This window comes from Pseudomonas tensinigenes (genome assembly GCF_014268445.2).
GTDB classification, from domain to species: domain Bacteria; phylum Pseudomonadota; class Gammaproteobacteria; order Pseudomonadales; family Pseudomonadaceae; genus Aquipseudomonas; species Aquipseudomonas tensinigenes.
In genome coordinates this window covers 4818669-4838249 of the sequence record NZ_CP077089.1, presented here as the reverse complement: position 1 = coordinate 4838249, position 19581 = coordinate 4818669, and the positions used below count along the sequence as shown (strand labels likewise).

Annotated in this window: 21 protein-coding genes; 8 read left to right on the top strand and 13 right to left on the bottom strand. The window is 57.6% G+C overall.

What is annotated here, in order from left to right; genetic code table 11:
- Window positions 1–426: 426 nt before the first annotated feature.
- The 6 genes from HU718_RS21310 to HU718_RS21285 all read right to left on the bottom strand — a co-directional run bounded on the left by HU718_RS21310 (window position 427) and on the right by HU718_RS21285 (window position 6063).
- Window positions 427–1728, bottom strand: coding sequence for a tyrosine-type recombinase/integrase (locus HU718_RS21310; RefSeq protein ID WP_186613912.1), 1302 nt, complete (start codon window positions 1726–1728; stop codon window positions 427–429).
- A gap of 562 nt (window positions 1729–2290) precedes the next feature.
- Window positions 2291–3619: a deoxyguanosinetriphosphate triphosphohydrolase gene (locus tag HU718_RS21305; protein WP_016985477.1), complete on the bottom strand. Its 1329-nt coding sequence runs from the start codon at window positions 3617–3619 to the stop codon at window positions 2291–2293.
- Window positions 3620–3736: 117 nt separating this feature from the next.
- Window positions 3737–4900: an EAL domain-containing protein gene (locus tag HU718_RS21300; protein ID WP_016985476.1), complete on the bottom strand. Its 1164-nt coding sequence runs from the start codon at window positions 4898–4900 to the stop codon at window positions 3737–3739.
- A gap of 124 nt (window positions 4901–5024) precedes the next feature.
- A complete protein-coding gene (locus HU718_RS21295) occupies window positions 5025–5363 on the bottom strand; it encodes a hypothetical protein (protein WP_016985475.1) in 339 nt (112 codons plus the stop codon).
- A complete protein-coding gene (locus HU718_RS21290; RefSeq protein ID WP_016985474.1) occupies window positions 5360–5746 on the bottom strand; it encodes a phage holin family protein in 387 nt (128 codons plus the stop codon). Before HU718_RS21290 ends, HU718_RS21295 begins: the two co-directional genes overlap by 4 nt.
- Before the next feature lie 2 nt (window positions 5747–5748).
- The gene (locus HU718_RS21285) at window positions 5749–6063 is read right to left on the bottom strand and encodes an ElaB/YgaM/YqjD family protein (RefSeq protein WP_095120459.1); all 315 of its coding nucleotides are present in this window, start codon (window positions 6061–6063) and stop codon (window positions 5749–5751) included.
- Between the two features lie 305 nt (window positions 6064–6368).
- Between HU718_RS21285 and HU718_RS21280 the strand changes: the two genes are divergently transcribed.
- Complete coding sequence (locus HU718_RS21280) at window positions 6369–7577, top strand: ammonium transporter (RefSeq protein ID WP_016985472.1); 1209 nt, start codon at window positions 6369–6371, stop codon at window positions 7575–7577.
- On the opposite strand, the gene HU718_RS21275 is transcribed toward HU718_RS21280, so the two are convergent.
- Window positions 7574–9286 (bottom strand): cation:proton antiporter, encoded by a 1713-nt coding sequence (locus tag HU718_RS21275; RefSeq protein WP_150706442.1) that lies wholly within the window; start codon window positions 9284–9286, stop codon window positions 7574–7576. The two genes, HU718_RS21280 and HU718_RS21275, sit on opposite strands and share 4 nt — an antisense overlap.
- A 208-nt stretch (window positions 9287–9494) precedes the next feature.
- On the opposite strand from HU718_RS21275, the gene HU718_RS21270 reads away from it, so the two are divergent.
- The 3 genes from HU718_RS21270 (at window position 9495) to HU718_RS21260 (ending at window position 11121) form a co-directional block, all read left to right on the top strand.
- Window positions 9495–9731, top strand: a complete 237-nt coding sequence (locus HU718_RS21270; protein WP_095120457.1) for a glutaredoxin family protein — start codon at window positions 9495–9497, stop codon at window positions 9729–9731.
- A gap of 111 nt (window positions 9732–9842) precedes the next feature.
- Window positions 9843–10160, top strand: a complete 318-nt coding sequence (locus HU718_RS21265; RefSeq protein ID WP_016985469.1) for a transcriptional regulator — start codon at window positions 9843–9845, stop codon at window positions 10158–10160.
- Window positions 10161–10230: 70 nt separating this feature from the next.
- Window positions 10231–11121 (top strand): pseudouridine synthase, encoded by an 891-nt coding sequence (locus tag HU718_RS21260; RefSeq protein ID WP_102900399.1) that lies wholly within the window; start codon window positions 10231–10233, stop codon window positions 11119–11121.
- 80 nt (window positions 11122–11201) lie between these two features.
- Here the strand turns inward: HU718_RS21260 and HU718_RS21255 are convergent, their stop codons facing one another.
- Both HU718_RS21255 and mobA read right to left on the bottom strand, forming a co-directional pair.
- On the bottom strand, window positions 11202–11423 hold the full coding sequence (locus HU718_RS21255; protein WP_007908660.1) for a YgdI/YgdR family lipoprotein: 222 nt from the start codon (window positions 11421–11423) through the stop codon (window positions 11202–11204).
- 78 nt (window positions 11424–11501) lie between these two features.
- Window positions 11502–12104: a molybdenum cofactor guanylyltransferase MobA gene (gene mobA / locus HU718_RS21250; RefSeq protein ID WP_150706441.1), complete on the bottom strand. Its 603-nt coding sequence runs from the start codon at window positions 12102–12104 to the stop codon at window positions 11502–11504.
- An 81-nt stretch (window positions 12105–12185) separates the two neighbouring features.
- Here mobA and moaB point away from each other — a divergent pair, with 81 nt between their 5' ends.
- Entirely contained in the window at window positions 12186–12725 is a 540-nt protein-coding gene (gene moaB / locus HU718_RS21245; protein ID WP_095120454.1) for a molybdenum cofactor biosynthesis protein B, read from the top strand.
- Window positions 12709–13935: a molybdopterin molybdotransferase MoeA gene (locus HU718_RS21240; protein ID WP_016985465.1), complete on the top strand. Its 1227-nt coding sequence runs from the start codon at window positions 12709–12711 to the stop codon at window positions 13933–13935. Before moaB ends, HU718_RS21240 begins: the two co-directional genes overlap by 17 nt.
- 59 nt (window positions 13936–13994) lie before the next feature.
- Here HU718_RS21240 and HU718_RS21235 read toward each other — a convergent pair whose 3' ends face one another.
- Complete coding sequence (locus tag HU718_RS21235) at window positions 13995–14303, bottom strand: hypothetical protein (RefSeq protein ID WP_176470082.1); 309 nt, start codon at window positions 14301–14303, stop codon at window positions 13995–13997.
- 315 nt (window positions 14304–14618) lie between these two features.
- Here HU718_RS21235 and yegS point away from each other — a divergent pair, with 315 nt between their 5' ends.
- The gene (gene yegS / locus HU718_RS21230; RefSeq protein WP_095120452.1) at window positions 14619–15536 is read left to right on the top strand and encodes a lipid kinase YegS; all 918 of its coding nucleotides are present in this window, start codon (window positions 14619–14621) and stop codon (window positions 15534–15536) included.
- On the opposite strand, the gene HU718_RS21225 is transcribed toward yegS, so the two are convergent.
- From HU718_RS21225 to HU718_RS21215, 3 genes are all read right to left on the bottom strand, one after another.
- Entirely contained in the window at window positions 15520–16179 is a 660-nt protein-coding gene (locus HU718_RS21225; protein ID WP_016985462.1) for a response regulator, read from the bottom strand. The two genes, yegS and HU718_RS21225, sit on opposite strands and share 17 nt — an antisense overlap.
- On the bottom strand, window positions 16176–17069 hold the full coding sequence (locus tag HU718_RS21220; RefSeq protein WP_095120450.1) for a sensor histidine kinase: 894 nt from the start codon (window positions 17067–17069) through the stop codon (window positions 16176–16178). The genes HU718_RS21225 and HU718_RS21220 overlap by 4 nt, the downstream gene beginning before the upstream one ends.
- Window positions 17070–17543: 474 nt before the next feature.
- Entirely contained in the window at window positions 17544–18014 is a 471-nt protein-coding gene (locus HU718_RS21215; RefSeq protein WP_150706439.1) for a hypothetical protein, read from the bottom strand.
- A gap of 454 nt (window positions 18015–18468) precedes the next feature.
- Between HU718_RS21215 and HU718_RS21210 the strand changes: the two genes are divergently transcribed.
- Window positions 18469–19404: a chemotaxis protein CheV gene (locus HU718_RS21210; protein ID WP_102900403.1), complete on the top strand. Its 936-nt coding sequence runs from the start codon at window positions 18469–18471 to the stop codon at window positions 19402–19404.
- Window positions 19405–19581 lie beyond the last annotated feature (177 nt).

Genomic DNA, 19581 nt, shown 5'->3' with positions numbered 1-19581 from the left:
GCTCTGTATTAGGGTAATACAGAGCTAATAATGGCCTGAAAGCACCGGAATAGAGATGTCAGCACAAAAGTCGTTGTTACCTTTATTACCTGAAACGCATTCCAGCGCTTTTAGCCTTTTACGGCCTATATACAGCCTGTACAAACCTGTACATTCACTTCTTTTTACTTCTACTACTACTAAGAGTAATAAAGGTAATAAAAGGGATAATCTGCCCTGTGCCAGAGCCTCTATTCCAGGCCTCCCAAGTTTTTATCACCTGTGCCAGCAGCCTAATAATCGGCGGCCCTCAGGTAATAAAATTCCGCCCCTTGTGCTAAAAAGTCCTAAGAGCTAATTTCTTAGATCGATCTAAGCTATGCTTTTTTCCTGACTCTAAGGGCAGATTTTCCGCGTTCACCCTCACGTACCTGTCATTTACGGCACTCAAGCCACACCAGTGACCTCTGCCCATAGTTCCTCGATATAGTCCGCCCACTTCTGCATCGCCTCGCGTCGCTGATCTAGCAGCTGTGCCCGTGCATAGGTGGCGCCCAGTGCTCCGGGCATGCGGTGGCCCAGGCACAGCTCAAGGACGATCGGGTCGAGTTTCAAAATCTCGTGTCCGAGGGTGCGGAATGTCGAGCGGAAGCCGTGGCTGGTGATGGTGCCGCGTTCATAGCCAAGCCCTGTGCGCATACGCACCAGCAGCGTATCGGCGGAGATGGGCACGCCGAACTTCGCTGCGGAAGGAAATACCCAGGTCGGCGGGTCGACTTGTTCGCTCGCGGCGGTATTGCCGAAAGGTGAAGAGTTGGGCACTGCTTTCTTGTTGAGTGCCCGGCTGTGTTCTTGCAGTGCACGCAATTGCCCGACAGCCTGCGATGGTAAGGGAACAATAAGGGGTTGCCCGGTCTTTGGCACCACGAAGCGCCACTCGGCCTTGTCGAGGTCGATCTGTTCCCACTTCATCGCGGCGAGTTCGGCGGGGCGCACGGGCAGCAGGACCAGCATCCACAACGCTGAAATCACGCTGTCGTTGTACGCAACGAAGTTGTTCAGCCGGCGCAGGAACTCGGTGAGGTCTTCCGGGGATTCAAGAGCGGCGCGGTGCACCGTCTTGTGCTTCTTCAGCAGCCCGCCTCGCCCCACGGCCACGTTCTTGTCGACCAGTTCGTGGTTCATGGCGTGGTCGAGGATCATGCGTAGCAAGGTCAGTGAATGGCGGGCCATGGTCGGCGAGTGGGCGAGGCGATCCAGGATGGTCTTCACCTGGCTGACGGCGATGTCGGCCACCGGCATGTTGCCTACAACGGGGTAGAGGTGGTTCTTCAGTACACCGCGGTGGCCGGAAAGGGTCTTCGGTGCCAGGCCGGCGTTGAATTCGAGCCATTGCTCGGCGATCTTGGTAAAGATCCAGCCCTCCTGAATGCGTTGTGCTTCTTCCTTGATCGCTCGGGCGCGCTTCGGTGCGATGCCATTGGCAACTGCGGTGCGCGCTTCCTGTGCAAGTTCTCGCGCTTTGGCGATCGATATGTCCGGGTAAGCACCGATGGCGAACAGACCTTCTTTACCGTCCAGCAGAAACTTGAATCTCCAAAGTTGGGAAGTGCCACTAACTTGCAAGTAAAGGCCTCGGATAGTTCCTTCGGAATACTTGCCGGGCTTTTGCAGTTCTTTGATTATAAGTGCAATGTTTTCATCGCTGTCGGCCTGACGCCGGATGACTGGTGTAAGTGGTTTCTGCATTGGGGTATCCGCGGGGTTGTCTGGCGATGGATACCCCAAAAGTACCCCATAATTTTCTAGCGAACAATGAAAAAAAGGGGTATTTTGAGATCGTGAAGTCGAAAATATCCCAGCAATTACGGGGTTTATGATGGTGGTCGCTGAAATCTGGCGTGGCCTATGGACTTCATAATCAAGTCCCATACAAGCACGAATAAAGCGCGCACCTTAGCTCAGTTGAATGAGCGCTCGCATGAGCTGACTTGGCTCCAGTCGTGTTATCGGATTGTTCCTACAGCTAATGAGGAAAGGGACTACGATCAAACTAGGTATGACGTAAGGAAGTGCAGGGTGTTCATCGGCTTATAGTTGGTCGTGAATGTTTTGCAAGTGCTGGCTGTAAATGGCTTTTTGTTCAATGTTTAAATGGTCGGGACAGTCGCTTGTTGTTTGTATTTTTCGCCGCTGCATCCTGCCACAGAATTATTCGAAATAGGCAAGTGTCAATCCAGGTTCCCGGTCAAGAAAGTGATCATTGCGCATTCAACCGGCCGACGCTATCGGCAGGTTGAATGCGTTCGGGTCAGTGACTGGAACGACCGGTCATCTCCAGCGCCATGTCGCTGGCGTAGCTGTCGGTCATGCCGGCGATGAAATCGATCATGCGCAAAAACGACGTATGCAAAGAACCCTGCGGATCCGGTGCGTTATTACCGAGCAAGTCGAGGATGCGCCGACTCTTGAACGATGGCGTGCGACCGTTGTGTTGCTCCAGCGCGGCGCCGCAGAAGGAGTTGAGGAGAATCTCCAGCGTCGTGTAGGCACCGATTTCGTGCAGGGTCTTGCGCTTGTCCTGAAAGATTTTCTTGCGGGCAATGTCTTTGGCGTTCAACACACAGCGCTTGGCCGGGCCATGCATGTGCTCGACCAGATCGCCATGCAGCGTGCCGGCGAGCAGTGCGTCCTGTTGCTCGACAAACGCTCGCGCCGCTGCGTTGGTCAGATGTTCGATGGCCTTGCCACGCAGGATGGCGAGCTTGCGTCGTCGTGAATCCTGCGGGCCTAGCTGACGATAGGTTTCCGGCAGATCATCGCCCACCAATCCGAGTAACAGCGATTCGACCTCAGCGTACTCCAGCAACTCCATTTCAAGACCGTCTTCCAGGTCGATCAAGGCGTAGCAGATGTCGTCCGCCGCCTCCATCAGGTAGACCAGCGGATGGCGCGCCCAGCGTTGCTCTTCCAGTTGCGGCAGGCCCAGCTTCTGAGCGATTTGCTCCAGCAGCGGCAGTTCGCTCTGATAACAGCCGAACTTGTGTTTCTTGTAACCGAGGGAGTCGGCGTGACGGGCCGTCCACGGGTATTTCAGATAGGTGCCGAGGGTGGCGTAGGTCAGGCGGGTGCCGCCGTCGAATTGATGGTATTCAAGCTGAGTGAGCACGCGAAAGCCTTGGGCGTTGCCTTCGAAATTGAGGAAGTCGCCGCGCTCGGCTTCGCTCATGCCGTCCAGCCAGCCACGCCCGGCTGCCTGTTGGAACCAGTGGCGAATGGCATCTTCGCCGGAGTGACCGAACGGCGGGTTGCCGATGTCATGGGCCAGACATGCCGATTGCACCACCATGCCCAGATCGCTGGGGTCGCACCATTGTGGCAGGGCGCTGCGCAGTGTTTCGCCGACGCGCATGCCCAGCGAGCGGCCGACACAACTGACCTCCAGCGAGTGGGTCAGGCGTGTGTGAATGTGGTCGTTACTGGTGACCGGATGCACTTGGGTTTTTCGGCCCAGACGCCGAAAGGCCCCGGAGAAGATGATGCGGTCATGGTCTTTGTGAAAAGGACTGCGGCCAAGTTCTTGCGGGCTGTGCAGGGGCTTTCCGAGACGTTCGCGGTTGAGCAGGGTTTGCCAATCCAAGGCTGATTCTCTCCGACAGGTGACTGGGGGCCAATTAGTTTCCCCGTTGTGGTGTGGAAACTTAATGGGCAACGCTCGCCCTAGCTTCCCGGTTCGGCTCTGAGCCTGCAAGCGCAACTACAGCCCTGCAGCATCAATGTCGATCAGCAGCAGACGTTCGCCATTGTCGAAGAACTGCCCGGCCGTCAGGCAATACTGGTTGCTGGTTGCATCGCGGTAGGTGTTGGACAGCGTCAGGCGCCGCTCCTCCCAGCCTTCAGCGAGTAAATGATAGAAGTACGGACGCCATGACCAGTTGTGCCCCAGATAGCGATTGTCGGCGATCCAGCCACTGTGCCGCCATTCCAGATTAGGTGTCAGTTGCGTGCCGTGGCGGTCGCATTGATAGAACCGCAGCAGCCATGGAAAGGCGTCCAGTTGTGGCAATGCGCTCAGCGGTGCGTGAGCTTGCGCCCAGTTCTGCAGAATGGTCATCAATTCGCCCAGTTGCTGACGCATTTGCATCAAGCGGGCCCGTTCTGCCAGTTTCTGCCGGACATAGCGTTGACGCAGTTCGGCGAAGCGTTGCACAAAAGCGTCTGTGGGGTAAAAAGCTTCCTGCGCCCGAGCGAACAGAAAACCCTGCACGTACCGCGATCCGCACTCCAGAGCGAAATTCAACTGCGCCTCGGTTTCGACGCCTTCAGCGATAATCCAGCAACCGGTCTTTTCGGCCATCTGCGCCAACGCCTTGACCACATCACTGCTCGGCCCACCGAGTGCGGCGGCCTGAAACAGGCGCATGTCGAGTTTGAGAATGTCCGGTTGCAGCGCCAGTACCCGATCCAGTTGTGAATAGCCTGCACCAAAATCATCAATGGCGATTCGTGCCCCGGCCTCGCGATAACGCGCGACCACTTCGGCCAGACGTTGGCCGTTGCCGCCCAGTTCAGTGATCTCGAAAACGATGCGCTGTGGATCGACAAGGTGTCGCGCGATTTGCTTGAGACTTGGCAGCGCTTGTTCGGGGCGCAAGCGGCTGATCCAGCGCGGCGACATGTTGAGGCTGAGAAACCAGTCCGAGGGCGCTTCATGCAGGCGGCTCAAGGCATTGTCGCGGATCTGTCGGTCGAGACGGCGCAAGGCGATGGCGGGAGTGCGCGGGTCGGCGAACAGCGGCCCGACCGACACCAGTTGTCCATCGGCCTGGCGCAGCCGGCCCAGTGCTTCGACGCCGGCAATCCGGCCGGTGGCGGTATCGATGAAGGGTTGAAAGCAGGCGAGCGGTTGCCCGTCGATCACGGAGCCTCCTTAGTCGTTCTTGTTCTGGTTGAACCTGTCGACCGGATAGGCGTTCAGGATTGAACCTCTTGGTCAAAGAGGTCCATCCCGGGAATGTTGCAAGAATGTGGCCAGATGCGGTACTTCAGCGTTTGCCGGAGTTTTGCATGACCATTTTGATCAGCGGGCCAAGACTTGTGCCAAGACGAACCAATCGGGTCAAACCACCCACGCCGCCGCTTTTGGCACCTTTGCCGGTGATGAAACCCAGCAGCGTCACAGCCGCCACACCCCATAACGGCGCGTGCTTGATCCCCAGACCGCCCTGCAAGTTTTGCGTCATGCCGCGCATGCGTTGCAGTGGTTGCAGGACTTGCCCGGCTTCATGGCGAATTTCCTGTCGATGCATTTCCATGCGCAGGCGGATCAGCGCCTTGCGCATTTCCCGGCGAGAGCTGTTGTGTGGCAGTTCAGGCAGGCTCATGGCAGCAGGCGCTCCCGGTCGTTGGCCAGCTCTTCGAGCGTGCCGTGGAAAGGCGAGGACTCATCGAAGATTGCAGCCTTGAGGCGCAGTCCGCAGAAGATCGAGGCCAAGGTATAGAAAACGCACAGGCCGATGATCGCGGCCAGGCGATAAGTGTCCCAGAACACGATCATGACCAAGGTCGATAAACCCACCAGCAGCAACAGGGCAAAGACCAAGGCCAGACCTGCAAACAGCAACAGGCTGACGGTCCGGGATTTCTGCTCCTGCAATTCGATGCCGAACAACTCGACATGGCTGTGCAGCAGACCCAGAACGGCGGCGCCCAAGCGCCGCGTGGAAGAGGCGGTGCCCGCAGTCGGGCCGGATTCACCGATCGACATAATCAGCGCCGAGTGGCCAGCAGGCCGATCAGGAAGCCGACACCGGCAGCAATGCCGACGGCCTGCCAAGGGTTGGCCGACACGTAATCTTCAGTGGCAGTGACCGCAGCCTGACCGCGATCACGCAGGGTGTCTTCGGTCAGTTTCAGGGTTTCGCGGGCGCGCAGCAGGCTGTCGTGGATCTGCTCGCGCAGCTCATCAGCCTGATCGCCGGCCAGGGTGGCGGTGTGCTCGAGCAAGCGTTCGGTGTCGGCGACCAGGGTCTGGAAGTCGTTCATGAGAATTTCTTGAGCAGTCTTTGCCTTGATGCTGGCCATGGGTGGATCTCCGTAAGTGACGTCTGAAGCGTTCGAGTATGAGCCTTGCGCGAAGGTTCAGTACAAATGACTGGTACAACTTTTGCTGTGTCGTGGTGCGTCGTCCTGCGGTTGTGCGCTGTTGCCGGGCGTGCGCCTTGAGAAACCTTATCCCAAACAATGCCGGTTCGTGTCAGGACATCGACCTTGTGCGCCAAAGCAGTTCGCCGGACATCCGGTTCCATGACTGCGTGGTCGCAACTTGGTGCATGAAATGTGCGCATGAACCGCTTTGGTGCCTTTTTCGCCTTTAGGTCTGCCTGCTTATGGAAAATCTGCAAAGCGCTGTGGACACCCTGGTTCACAGCTCCAATACCCTGTTCATTCTGATCGGTGCAGTGATGGTACTGGCGATGCACGCCGGTTTCGCCTTTCTGGAGGTTGGTACGGTCCGTCAGAAAAACCAGGTCAATGCGCTGTCGAAGATTCTCAGTGATTTCGCCGTCTCGACCTTGGCCTATTTCTTTATAGGCTATTGGATCTCCTATGGTGTGACCTTCATGCAGCCGGCGGCGGTGTTGAGTGCCGATCACGGTTATGGACTGGTGAAGTTTTTCTTCCTGCTGACCTTTGCCGCTGCGATCCCGGCGATCATTTCCGGCGGTATCGCCGAGCGCGCGCGTTTTGTGCCGCAATTGTGCGCCACGGCGTTGATCGTTGCGTTCATCTATCCGTTTTTCGAAGGCATGATCTGGAACGGCAACTACGGTCTGCAAGCGTGGCTGACGGCGCAGTTCGGTGCCGCTTTCCATGATTTCGCCGGTTCCGTGGTGGTGCATGCCATGGGCGGTTGGCTGGCGCTGGCGGCGGTGCTGTTGCTGGGGCCGCGCAATGGCCGTTATCGCGACGGTCGCCTGGTGGCCTTCGCACCGTCGAGCATTCCCTTTCTGGCATTGGGCTCGTGGATTCTGATTGTCGGCTGGTTCGGCTTCAACGTGATGAGCGCGCAGACGCTGCAGGGCGTCAGTGGTCTGGTAGCAGTCAATTCGTTGATGGCGATGGTCGGCGGCACCATGGCGGCGCTGCTCGTCGGGCGCAATGACCCGGGCTTTCTGCACAACGGCCCATTGGCCGGGTTGGTCGCAATCTGTGCCGGCTCCGATCTGATGCATCCGGTCGGGGCGCTGGTGACCGGTGCAATTGCCGGCGCGCTGTTCGTCTGGTGCTTTACCGCCGCGCAGGTGAAATGGCGCATAGATGATGTGTTGGGCGTATGGCCATTGCACGGCTTGTGCGGTGTTTGGGGCGGGATTGCCTGCGGGATCTTCGGCCAGACTGCGCTTGGCGGTATTGGCGGCGTCAGCCTGATCAGCCAGTTGATCGGCACCGCGCTCGGTGTCGCTGTGGCGCTGATCGGTGGCTTCGTCGTGTACGGCGTGATCAAGGCGTTGCACGGGCTGCGCCTGAGTCAGGAACAAGAGTATTACGGCGCGGATCTGTCGCTGCACAAGATCGGCGCAGTGAGCCAGGATTAGGTCTCTTCATCGTCGGCTCCACGGTAAAAGCCGTGGAGCAGGCGATAACGGTCACTTCGCACCTGGTCGACTTTTTCCTGAACCTGACGCGCCGGCAACCCGAGCATGATCAAGGCGTGAGAGCCGAGCATGAGGCTGGATTCCAATAGCTCAGGCACTACTTCGGTGGCGCCTGCGGCTTTGAGCTCCGCCAATTGGCTGTCGTCGCGGGTGCGCACCAGAATCGGCACCTGATCATTGAGGCGGCGTGCTTCCTTGAGAATGCGCAGGGCGACGTCGGTTTGATCCACGGCAATCACACAGAGTCGTGCGCGCAGCAGGCCAACGGCAGTCAGCAGTTCGCCGCGCGACGAGTCGCCGTAATGCACGTCACTTTCCCCACTGGCGGCTTCCTGTACCCGTACCGGGTCATTGTCCAGCGCGATATAAGGCTGTTTGGCATTGCGCAGGAAACGACCGATGGATTGGCCGACCCGGCCGTAGCCGCAAATCACCACGTGCTGGTTGAGGTCGGCGTTGAGCGCACTGATCTCTTCGATCTGTGCCTCTTGATTGGGTTTGCGGTGCAGCCCTGCAGCGACGCGGGGTGCTGCGCGCAACAACAATGGCGTCAGCAGCATCGAGCAGAACGTCGCCGCGAGCAGAAGGTTGCCAAGCCCTTCGGGCATCATGCTGTTTTGTTGCATCTGCGCCATCAGGGCAAAGCAGAACTCGCCTCCCTGGGCCAACGCCAGACCACTGCGCCACGCTGTTTCGCTGTCACTGCCGCGCCACTTCACCAACAAGGCGACGACGATGCCCTTGATCACCATCAAACCGACGGTAAGTCCGAGAATCAGCAGGCTGTGACTGACGAACAGTTGCAGGTCGATCAGCATGCCGATGCTGACGAAAAACACACCTAGAAGGATGTCGCGAAATGGCCGGATGTCGGCCTCGATCTGGTGACGATAGTGGCTTTCACCGAGCAACATCCCCGCCAGAAATGCACCGAGGGCGGGGGACAGGCCCAGCAGGTGAGTCAGCCAGGCGGTCAACAACACAATCACCAGTGCCAGCAGCACGAACAACTCGGCCGAGCGTGACGCCGCCACTTCATGGAACAACCTCGGCAGTATCCAGCGACTGGCCAGTAGCAGCCCGACAAACAGCACAACGGTTTTTGCCAGCGTCAGCGGCAGCGCCCAGTACCAGGCTTGCTCGCTGCTGCCGGCGAACACGGGCACCAATGTCAGCAGCAATACCGCGACAACGTCCTGAAACAGTAAAACACCAACGGCATTCTGGCCGTGGCTGCTGAACACCTCGCCAAGGCTGCCCAACTCTTTGGTCACAATCGCAGTCGATGACAGCGAAAGCCCGGCGCCGAGCAACAGCGCCGGTGTGATCGGCATGCCCAATAGCATCAATAGCAGCCCGAGCAGCGCGGTGCTGACCAGCACCTGCTGACTGCCGAGACGGAACACGACCTGGCGCAGCGCGATCATCTTCGACAGGGAGAACTCCAGACCCAGTGAAAACAACAGAAACACCACCCCCAACTCCGCGACGTCGGGCAAGTGTTCGCTCTCGTTGACCCAGTCGAACGCACTCGGTCCGACCAGCAATCCTACGCACAGATAACCCAGAACCGGTGGCAACCGCAGGCGACGGAACAGGGCAATCACCACAAGGGACGAGGCGAGGATGATCAACAGATTGGCAAACACTGGACACTCCGATGTCAGATTCAGGCTTTTCAAGCGTAGAGGTAAAAAGTCCGGGAGGATCGCGTAAAAGGTTTTTCTGCGGACTGATTTGCGTCAGGGTTTTGCCTGTGAACCTTTGTCGGGGCGCTGGAGCCTTTGGGCGGCGGTGGCTCGACGGGTTTTCAGGTGGGGCCTAGAATAGGCCCACTCATTTTTTGGTTGAGCAATCATGCCTCCTGAATGTCAGCTGTTTGGCACCCTTGGATGCCATCTGTGTGAAGTCGCCGAGGCCGAACTGATGCCTCTTGTCGAGCATGGCCTGCTGGTTGAATTGGTCGATATTGCTGAGGATGAGTCTTGGTATGCGGCATACAGCCTGAGAATTCCGGTGCTGCGTCGTGTCGACACCGGGGCTGAACTGGGCTGGCCATTCAGTGCTGATGAAGTCGTCGCGTTTCTGGGTTAATCCGCTTTTGTGGTTCATCCCGCCGGTCGCCGCTGCCATCCATTCCTTGGCATTTTGCGGATTGTTCGGTTACTGTATGTTCATACAGTAAATGCGTCAGAGGGATGAACCGTGGTCAATGTCGAACAGTTGAAGAACAGCGTGAACCGGATGTCGGTTGACGTGGTGCGCGAGGCCGTTCTCGAATTGCGCCTGGACGGGTTGGTCACCGAAGGCAAGACGCCCTTCAACAAACTGCACTTCAACACCTGCTTTGCCGAGATCGAGGCCTTGTTTCAGCGTGCCGGTTACCACAAGCAACTGGATGTGGTCGGTTATCAGGGGTTGCTTTACGCCTTATACGATCCGGGACGCTGGGACGCAGTCGATGTCTTGCGCTGGCTCAAGGAATTCACCGATGCCGCAGCGCTGAAAACAATTCCGGCCTGAACATTCTGCGCTAGGTTCGTTTCCCTCACTGCTGGATAATGCCGCCCTGCATTGAGGGTTCGATTTCCGTATGTCCACATCTACATTCTCTGCTGCTCAGAATCAGGCGAGCACACTTTATCTGCCGCCCGGTAAATGGCTGACCGTACTCGATTGCCTGTGCGAGCATTTCAGCGCCATCGACCGTGAGCAGTGGCTGGACCGCATCGCTCGGGGACGTGTGCTGGACGGCCATGGCCAGCCGATCCCGGTGGATTTGCCCTACAAGGAAGGTCTGCGGATTCACTATTTTCGTGAAGTGCCGGACGAGAAGCCGATCCCGGTGGTCGAGTCGATCCTGTATGCCGACGAACATCTGGTAGTGGCTGACAAACCGCATTTTCTGCCGGTCACGCCTGCCGGCGAATACGTTGAGCAAACCTTGTTGCGCAGGCTGATTCGTCGCCTGGACAATCCACACCTGGTGCCTCTGCACCGCATCGACCGGCATACGGCGGGACTGGTGATTTTCTCGGCCAATCCGCAAACCCGATCAGCCTATCAGTCGTTGTTCCCGACGCGGCAGATCGACAAGCGCTATGAAGCCATCGCCCCGGCGCTGCCTGATCTGAAGTTCCCTTTGGTGCACAAGAGCCGCCTGGTGGATGGCGAACCGTTTTTCCGCATGCAGGAAGGCGCCGGTGCCAGCAATACCGAAACGGCGGTGGAGGTCAGAGAAAAGAATGGCGATCTGTGGCGCTACGGCTTGTTTCCGGTGACGGGCAAAAAACATCAACTGCGTGTCCACATGACGGCGTTGGGCGCGAGCATCTGCAACGATCCGTTTTATCCGGATGTGTTGAAGGACGTCGAGGACGACTACGCCAATCCGCTGAAACTGCTGGCGCAGGGGTTGCGGTTCATTGATCCGGTTACCGGCGCAGAGCGCGAGTTCGAGAGCCGGATCACGTTGCAATGGTGATGTCGAAGCCGTTTTTCGAGCGCCCATGAAAAAGCCCGCAATCAATGCGGGCTTTTCTGTATCCGGTATCGACCCAGAGCTTACAGCTCTTTAACGGTACGAACCTGATCCTTGTTGATGCGAGTTTCTTTGCCGTCCAGCTGTTTGAACTCGTAGAAGCCCGAATCGTCATCGTATTTCGGGGTGTCGACGGCCTGGATTTCGCGACCGTCATTCAAGGTGATCACTGTAGGCGACGAGCAACCGGCGAGGGTGGCAAGGCCCAGTGCGAGCATGAAAGTGGCGAGGGTCCGTTGAGTCATGGGTGTGTCTCCGAATGGGAATTCTTTTGGTTACTGAGCTTGAGACGTATACAAGGCGTGAGAGTTCCTTGAATGGTGTCAGTCTGACACAGTGTTGTGCGCATTTAACAGTTCGGGGGTGTTGAGGTTGGCCAGTCGCGGGTCATTGTCGGGACATTGCAACGCGGTGGCGCCGAGACTGCGCATTACCCGTCCGGGGCTGCGCTCCCCAGCACTCCACGCTGCCTCAAAGGCCGGCAACAAGGCCACCGGAATTACGCAGAGCAGAGGTTCCCAGTGCCCGTCATGGCGCAACATTAAAGGTTTGTCATGATTCAGATTGGCGGTTTCGCGCATGTCCTGCAGCAACGTGGCATCGATCCTCGGGACATCGCAGGGCAGTACCAGCAGGTGGGGGTGACGCGCGGCTTTCAGGCCTGCGCGGATACCAGCCAAGGGCCCTGGAAAATCTTCTTCGTCATCTCCCACCAATTGATCTGCAAACGGTGCATAACGCTCGCGATTCCGATTGCAGGAGATGATCAAGTCATCGGTCAGCTGACGAGTCTGGCGCTGCAAGTGCGCGATCAACGGTTCACCCTGCCACTGCAGCAGACCTTTGTCCTGACCGCCCATACGTTGGCCGCGCCCGCCCGCCAGAAGCAGAATGGAGCAGGGCGGCAGTTGCGAATTCACAGTCATGGCAGCTCTCCAGAGGGGCGGCAAAGAAATGGGGCGCTGTGATATAACACCGGGCTGTTTCTCCTACAACTGGACGAGCCTATGAAAGCCAAGGCTGATGTACCTTTCGTGCCGCTTAATATTGCGGTGCTGACTGTCAGCGATACCCGAACCCTGGAAACCGACACTTCAGGCCAAGTCTTCGTCGATCGCCTGGCGGCCGCCGGTCACCATCTGGCAGAGCGGGTTCTGCTCAAAGATGACCTCTATAAAATTCGCGCGCAAGTCGCCAACTGGATCGCCGACGATGTAGTGCAAGTTGTGCTGATCACCGGTGGCACCGGTTTTACCGGGCGCGACAGCACGCCGGAAGCCGTGGCGTGCCTGCTCGACAAGCAAGTGGATGGTTTCGGCGAGTTGTTCCGGCAGATATCTGTGGCTGATATCGGTACCTCGACCGTGCAATCCCGAGCGCTGGCCGGTCTGGCCAATGGCACGCTGGTTTGCTGCCTGCCAGGTTCGACCAATGCTGTGCGTACAGGGTGGGATGGCATTCTGGGTGAGCAACTGGACGCCCGCCATCGACCATGCAATTTCGTACCTCATTTGAAACAGGCGGCACCTTGTGAATCGCGCGGGTAAAACGGGCAAAACGGGCTCGTTGATGCCGGTCGAGGTAGCGCTGGCGCGCCTGCTGGAAATGGCCGAGGCCTCGCCCATTGTCGAGCATGAGTTTTTGCCGCTGGCTCGGGTCGAGGGTCGAGTGCTGGCCGAAGATCTGGTTTCAACCCTGGATCTACCGCCCTGGCCCAATAGCGCCATGGATGGTTATGCCCTGAATCTGGCGGACTGGACGGGCACCCCACTGCCGGTCAGTCAAAAGGTATTTGCCGGACAATTTCCTGAACCCTTGCAGCCTGGAACTTGTGTGCGGATCTTCACCGGTGCACCGGTTCCAGCGGGTGCCGATTGTGTAGAAATGCAGGAAAACGCTGAGGTTCAGGCCGATGGCTGCGTGCGCTTCGTCGAACGGATGACAGTCGGGCAGAACATTCGCCCGCAAGGCCAGGAAACAACCGCAGGCGAGTTGATCCTGACGGCTGGCACCCGGCTCGGTCCTATCGAGCAAGGCCTCTGCGCGTCATTGGGTTGCGCTGGTGTGAAGGTGGTACGCAAGGTTCGAGTGGCGGTGATTTCCACCGGCGACGAATTGGTCGAGCCGGGTCAGCCGCTGGGACCTGGGCAGATATACAACAGCAATCGCGTGGTTCTGTGCAGCTGGTTACAACGTTTGGGCTGTGAAGTGATCGATGCCGGAATTCTCCCGGACGATCTGTCCTTGACCCGTGCCCGTTTGACGGATCTGCAGGATGTTGACCTGATACTTTCCACTGGTGGTGTATCGGTGGGTGAAGCTGATTTTCTCGGCATAGCCTTACGGGAAGAGGGCGAGCTGGCCCTTTGGAAGTTGGCCATCAAACCCGGGAAACCGCTGACATTCGGACATTTTCGCAATGTGCCGGTCATCGGCTTGCCGGGCAACCCGGCATCTACGTTGGTGACCTTTGCGCTGCTGGCTCGGCCTTATCTGTTGCGTCGTCAGGGTGTGCAGGGCGTCGAGCCTTTGAAATTCCCGGTGCCGGCGGGCTTTGCCTGGCCCGTTGCGGGCAATCGCCGTGAATACCTGCGAGGACGTCTCGAGCAAGGGCGGGCGATTGTCTACCGCAATCAGAGTTCCGGTGTGCTACGCAGCGCAGCCTGGGCGGACGGTCTGGTAGAGGTCCTGGAGGGCCGCACGCTGAGCGAAGGAGACCAGGTCGCATTTATTCCGCTGAGTGACCTTCTCGGCTGATCCCGTTGTGCGTGTGCAGGTGCCGGACGACTCAGCCGACACCTGCGTGTGCAATTCGGTCAGCTGCTGACCAGTGTCACAAGCTGGTCGAATCGGCTATTCGCCACCCAACCCAACAGACCCAGCACTACCGCGGTCGCGCCTGCGGAGTAGGCCAGGCGGTGTTTGATTGTTCTGACGTCACTGCGGACTTCGTCCATGTCCCGTCGAATGTATTTCAAATGGGTTTCGAGTTCGGTCACACGAGGTTCCATATGAACTTCTCCGGTGGTCTTGGCGCTGTTTTTGAAATTGGGCTTTTGATTCGCGCGACTTTCGCCGAGAGGGGCGACCGGGCTCACTGGAATTCTGGCTTCATGGCTTGGCATAAAAACATCCACTGGTTGCTTCAAATGCATGCTGGCCGACGTTTATACGAATCGAATTGTCCGGAGCCCTGGGGGCGTATCCATTCATTACCTGCACTTCCTTGTGTTGTTGGATTGATGATTGATACCGCCAGCACACGGTGAACCAATGGCCATGCATGGTCAATTGAGCCGATTCCTCATGTTTTGTAAGAAAAAATACCGGTTATGTAGGACGCCGCTCTGCCGAGCTTGAATTAATTAGGCCACAGGTGGCTCTTTTGCGTGCTTCAGCGGTCAAGATGACCTAACCAAGTCAATTCAGGGAGTGACGCTATGAGTGAACGCCGGGCACTGTTGATCCTGCATGGCAAGCAGGCACTCAACGAGGCGGTTCGCACCGCGGTCGAGAACAAGCGCCAACAAGGCTGGGACCTGGCTGTACGCCTGACCTGGGAGGCGGGGGATGCCCAGCGATGGGTGGAGCAAGCACTGGCGGAGGGTTACACACAGATTATTGCGGGGGGTGGCGACGGCACGTTGCGCGATATTGCCGAAGCACTCGCGGCACATCCGCACAAAGCCAGCCTGGTACTTTTGCCTTTGGGAACCGCCAACGATTTTTCCCGTGCCGCGGGCATTCCGCTGGAACCGGCGGAGGCCCTCGAGCTTCTGGAGGTGGCGCCGCGTGATATTGATCTGGGTCAGGTGGGCGGGCAAATCTTCCTCAACATGGCCACCGGTGGTTTCGGCAGTCAGGTCACCGCCAATACTTCAGAGGATCTGAAAAAAGTACTCGGGGGAGCGGCATATCTGTTCACTGGTTTGTCACGATTCAGCGAACTGCATGCCGCTTACGGCGAGTTGCAAGGCCCTGATTTTCACTGGAGCGGCGAGCTGCTGGCGTTGGGCATCGGCAATGGCCGTCAGGCCGGAGGCGGGCATGTGTTGTGCCCACAAGCGCTGGCCGACGATGGACTGCTGGATATCAGCATTCTGCCGGCGCCCCAGGAGCTTGTCGGTACATTGAAGAACCTGCTGAGCGACGGTTTCGGCATCGACAACATGTTCGTGCGAACCCGATTGCCGTGGGTCGAAATCAAAATGTCCGAAGGGCTTTACATCAATCTTGATGGTGAGCCGCTGGAAGGCGACAGCATGCGTTTCGAGGCGCGTCCGGCGGCGCTGCAGGTCCATCTGCCAAAGGACTCGCCGCTATTGACCATTAAATCGTCAATCAGTCATCAAGACTGATGATCTGCTCGCGTACGGCGAACAGCACCAGGCCTGCCACGTCGTAGATTTGCAGACGCTTCATGATCTGCGAGCGGTGGGTCTCGACGGTTTTGATGCTCAGGCCCAGTCCATTGGCGATTTCCCGGGTGGATTTGCCACGCACGATCAGGCGCAGGATCTCCAGTTGTCGCGCGGTCAGGTTGTGCGAGTCGGCGGTTTCCGGCTGCTGCTTCTGATTGCGGGTCAATGCCTGGTTGATCACGGTGTGGGCGATGGCAGGACTCAAATAGCGCTCGTTGTTGCGCAAGGCCTCCAGTGCGTGTTCGAGTTCAGTGGCTGTGGTGTCCTTCAGCAGGTAGCCATAGGCGCCGGACTCCAGCGCCTGCATGATCAACGCCGGGTCGGTGTGCATCGACAGGATCAGCACCTTGCTTTGCGGCCGCACACGCTTGAGCCGTTGCAGGGCTTCAAGGCCGCCGGTTTCTTTCATGGATATATCCAGGAGCACGATATCGGGGCTCAGTTGCTCGACCATTTCGAGCAGTTGCGAGCCGTCATTGGCTTCGCCAATCACCGCGTAACCGGGAATATCCATAACCAGAGCACGCACGCCGGCCCTGATCAGCGAGTGGTCATCCACCAGAAGTAAGTTGCAAGTCAACGCATAACCTTATTCGTACTGGCCCGCTCGAGTGCACGGGGCGCCCAGGGGAAAAGTGCTTCGATTCGAGTGCCTTTGCCCGGCTCGCTGACGACGCTCAGGGTGCCACCCAATTGCTCGATCCGTTCGGCCATCCCGGCCATGCCCCGCTGTCCTTCACGACCAGGATTGGCCGCCGGGGCAAACCCCAGACCGTCATCGCTGATCATCAGCGTCAAGCCTTTCGGCAGGCGCTGTACGCGTATCACCAGATTCTTCGCTTGCGCATGTCGCAGGATATTGGTCACTGCCTCCTGGGTGATGCGAAAGGCGGCGACGGCCATTTCTTCCGGAATGCCGTTGAGGCGTTGCTGGCAATCAAGGCTCCAGTGCACGCTGGTATTGGCCATTGTCTTGAGCAGATGCGCACGCAGGCTCGCCTCAAGACCCAGACTGGTCAACTGGCGTGGATTGAGAATGGCCGAAACGTCGCGCACCTTGTTGAGGGTTTCTTCGAGCGTGTCGCACAGCGCTGTGCATTGTTCCTGCAAGTCTTCCGGCATGCGCCGTTTGAGCCAGTCACTCTGCAGTTTGGCGGCGGTCAGCAGTTGGCCTATATCGTCGTGCAACTCTCGGCTGAGGCGGTGACGTTCGTTTTCCTGGACTTCCAGGAGGCGATCAGCGAGTTCCTGTGGCTGAAATTTGATCGATTTGCGTGACAGCCGATATTGCACCCAGACGCAGGCGGTGGCTGCGATGTTCAGCAATAGCAGCCCCAGGCAAAGTTGCGCGGAAAAACCATAGGTCAACAGGCTCCCGAGTGTGGCTGCCACACACAGTATGAGCGTGAACCGGCGTGCGTTTTCCCGGGAGGGTGGCCATGTGGAGATTGACTTGAGGCTGGCGTACATAGCGGATGGAGCCAATGGATGTTCGCTGCGGGCAGACCGGCCGGTGGCTGGCGGATCTCTGTCTGAAAATGCTGTCAATTATGTTATTGATTTCAACGCGGTTCAGTGAATGTATTGGGCCGCCAACTTTGCTGGATGGCTGTCTCTGAAGTCACTGTGCCATTAACTTGAAAGCAACTAGTGGGCGGCATAATACCACTTAACATACCGTTGGTCGCGTTTGCTATATATGTCCAAAGGGTCAGGAATTACGCCATGTTGGACGCGAGTTCCATAATGGAGAAGTCGATTAAAAGATATCGGCGTTACCTGAAGTTGTGCTCTTCAGACACAGGCAAACCCTGAGTCCGGCGAAAAATATCCGCTTGAGTCAGGCGTGATTATTTAATTCGATTTGTCGCTGGCAGGTATGAACTATTCAATAACGACAGGGCTGTGTAAGGCGACGAGTTCCTGGGACAGGGAGGCGCGCTGTCAGGCTTGTCGCTCTGCGTAGCTGGGCAAATGCAAACGTTTGGGAGAAAGGGCTGGCTGAAATTGCGGCTGGCCGACTTGGAAGGCGAACGCTTCAATCAGCGAAATCTGCTCGCTTTCATCAAGGCTCAGCTGTCCGGTGCTCTGATCGACCAATTCAAGTTGCCAGGCCATCAACGTAAAGCAATCCTTCAAGGCATCCAGGGCTTGTTCGTGCAGATCGACGTGATCCTGCGCCAGATTGAGCAAGCTGTAAATGTGCAGGGAGAACTCGCAAATGGCTTCAAGCGCCAGTGCTTCAGCCCTGCTCGCGAGCTTGAGGAGGGTGCTGAGCATGCAGTCGATGGCGTCCTTGTCATTGCTGATCAACTGCAAATGGCTGAGGCATTCTTCGGACTTGGCCAGGAGCGTTTCAGCCTCGACAAGAAATTCGGGGAACCTTTGCGCCCACTCTTTACGGTCGATCGGCATGCTTATCTCCACAACGTCATGTCTGATGGGGGAATGCCATTTGTGGCGACGGTCATGGATCGTCGGGAGATCGCGCCCAGACGTGCAGGTGCACAGACTGAGGGGTTCCAGAGGGCTTGTTTCCGCTGAATTGCGATCGCACACAATAGCCTGACTCCGTTCATGCAATGAGAATGGCGTCACATTAATGGCTATTGGATATTGCGAATATCAGGTTGGGCCTGATTGTTACTAGGGGAATCCCTTAGGCGCGGGAACCTACCGTGCAAACCGAGGTCGCGCCGCAGAGAATGTAGCAGATGAAAATCACTGCGCCAGTAAAGCATGATGTTAATGTGACATCAATGCCCGATCATGGCATTTTTGACGGGGTCTGGCTTGGCAATCAAGAACCGCCATTTGCCGCCGATAACCTCACATAGTGAATTCATCAGAACAAGCCCAGGAGTCATTGATGGCCGGCATTCTCGACACGGTAGACCAACGCACGCAACTGGTGGGTGAGAATCGCCTGGAAATTCTCATGTTTCGATTGGCCGGGCGTCAGTTGTTCGCGATCAACGTGTTCAAGGTTCAGGAAGTGCTGCAACTGCCAAAGCTGACCTTGATGCCGCAGCGTCACCCGTTTGTGTGCGGAGTGGTCAATCTGCGCGGTCAGACCTTGCCGGTGATCGATCTGTCGCAGGCGATCGGCATGCGTCCATTGGTGCCGGGTCCGAACAGCACGATCATCGTCACCGAGTACAACCGCTCGGTACAGGCCTTCCTTGTTGGTGGCGTGGATCGCATCGTCAACATGAACTGGGAAGCCATTCTGCCGCCGCCGACCAGTGCCGGGCGTCAGCATTATCTGACCGCTATCAGCAAGGTCGACGATCAACTGGTGGAAATCATCGACGTCGAGAAAGTCCTCGCTGAAATCGTCCCGTACAACGCCAAGGTCTCGCGTGAAAAGCTCGATGATCCGGTGCTTGAGCGCGCCCGTGGCCGTGAAGTGCTGTTGGTGGACGACTCCAACGTGGCACTTTCGCAACTGCGTGACACCCTCGGTCAGCTCGGCGTGAAAATGCACATTGCCAGCGATGGCCTGAAGGCGTTGAACATGCTCAAGGGCTGGGCTGATACCGGCGTGAACATGACCGATAAGCTGCTGATGATCTTCACCGATGCGGAAATGCCGGAAATGGACGGCTATCGCCTGACCACCGAAATCCGCAACGACCCGCGTCTGCGTGGTCTGTACGTGGTGCTGCACACCTCGCTGTCCGGCAGTTTCAACGACTCGATGGTGAAGAAGGTCGGCTGCGACAACTTCCTCTCCAAGTTCCAGCCGGACAAACTGGTTGACGTGGTGCGCCAGCGCCTGATGCTCGACGAAGTTCCGGCTTGATCCTAACGCTTCAGCCTCCTGTGGGAGCGAGCTTGCTCGCGAAGGCGGATTCCCAGTCGACACATGTGTTGAATGAATTTCCGCTTTCGCGAGCAAGCTCGCTCCCACAAGGTTTGCAGCGCACAAACTCCTTTGATTCGCGGATAAAGCTCGTATAGGGTGGCGTTTTTATTCTCC

What these genes read in the sequence shown, in the direction of transcription:
- HU718_RS21310 (WP_186613912.1), bottom strand. Translation starts at nt 1,728, where the DNA reads ATGCAGAAACCACTTACACCAGTCATCCGGCGTCAGGCCGACAGCGAT.
- HU718_RS21295 (WP_016985475.1), bottom strand. Translation starts at nt 5,363, where the DNA reads ATGAGCCTGCCTGAACTGCCACACAACAGCTCTCGCCGGGAAATGCGC.
- HU718_RS21290 (WP_016985474.1), bottom strand. Translation starts at nt 5,746, where the DNA reads ATGTCGATCGGTGAATCCGGCCCGACTGCGGGCACCGCCTCTTCCACG.
- HU718_RS21285 (WP_095120459.1), bottom strand. Translation starts at nt 6,063, where the DNA reads ATGGCCAGCATCAAGGCAAAGACTGCTCAAGAAATTCTCATGAACGAC.
- HU718_RS21280 (WP_016985472.1), top strand. Translation starts at nt 6,369, where the DNA reads ATGGAAAATCTGCAAAGCGCTGTGGACACCCTGGTTCACAGCTCCAAT.
- HU718_RS21270 (WP_095120457.1), top strand. Translation starts at nt 9,495, where the DNA reads ATGCCTCCTGAATGTCAGCTGTTTGGCACCCTTGGATGCCATCTGTGT.
- HU718_RS21260 (WP_102900399.1), top strand. Translation starts at nt 10,231, where the DNA reads ATGTCCACATCTACATTCTCTGCTGCTCAGAATCAGGCGAGCACACTT.
- HU718_RS21255 (WP_007908660.1), bottom strand. Translation starts at nt 11,423, where the DNA reads ATGACTCAACGGACCCTCGCCACTTTCATGCTCGCACTGGGCCTTGCC.
- mobA (WP_150706441.1), bottom strand. Translation starts at nt 12,104, where the DNA reads ATGACTGTGAATTCGCAACTGCCGCCCTGCTCCATTCTGCTTCTGGCG.
- moaB (WP_095120454.1), top strand. Translation starts at nt 12,186, where the DNA reads ATGAAAGCCAAGGCTGATGTACCTTTCGTGCCGCTTAATATTGCGGTG.
- HU718_RS21235 (WP_176470082.1), bottom strand. Translation starts at nt 14,303, where the DNA reads ATGCCAAGCCATGAAGCCAGAATTCCAGTGAGCCCGGTCGCCCCTCTC.
- yegS (WP_095120452.1), top strand. Translation starts at nt 14,619, where the DNA reads ATGAGTGAACGCCGGGCACTGTTGATCCTGCATGGCAAGCAGGCACTC.
- HU718_RS21220 (WP_095120450.1), bottom strand. Translation starts at nt 17,069, where the DNA reads ATGTACGCCAGCCTCAAGTCAATCTCCACATGGCCACCCTCCCGGGAA.
- HU718_RS21215 (WP_150706439.1), bottom strand. Translation starts at nt 18,014, where the DNA reads ATGCCGATCGACCGTAAAGAGTGGGCGCAAAGGTTCCCCGAATTTCTT.
- HU718_RS21210 (WP_102900403.1), top strand. Translation starts at nt 18,469, where the DNA reads ATGGCCGGCATTCTCGACACGGTAGACCAACGCACGCAACTGGTGGGT.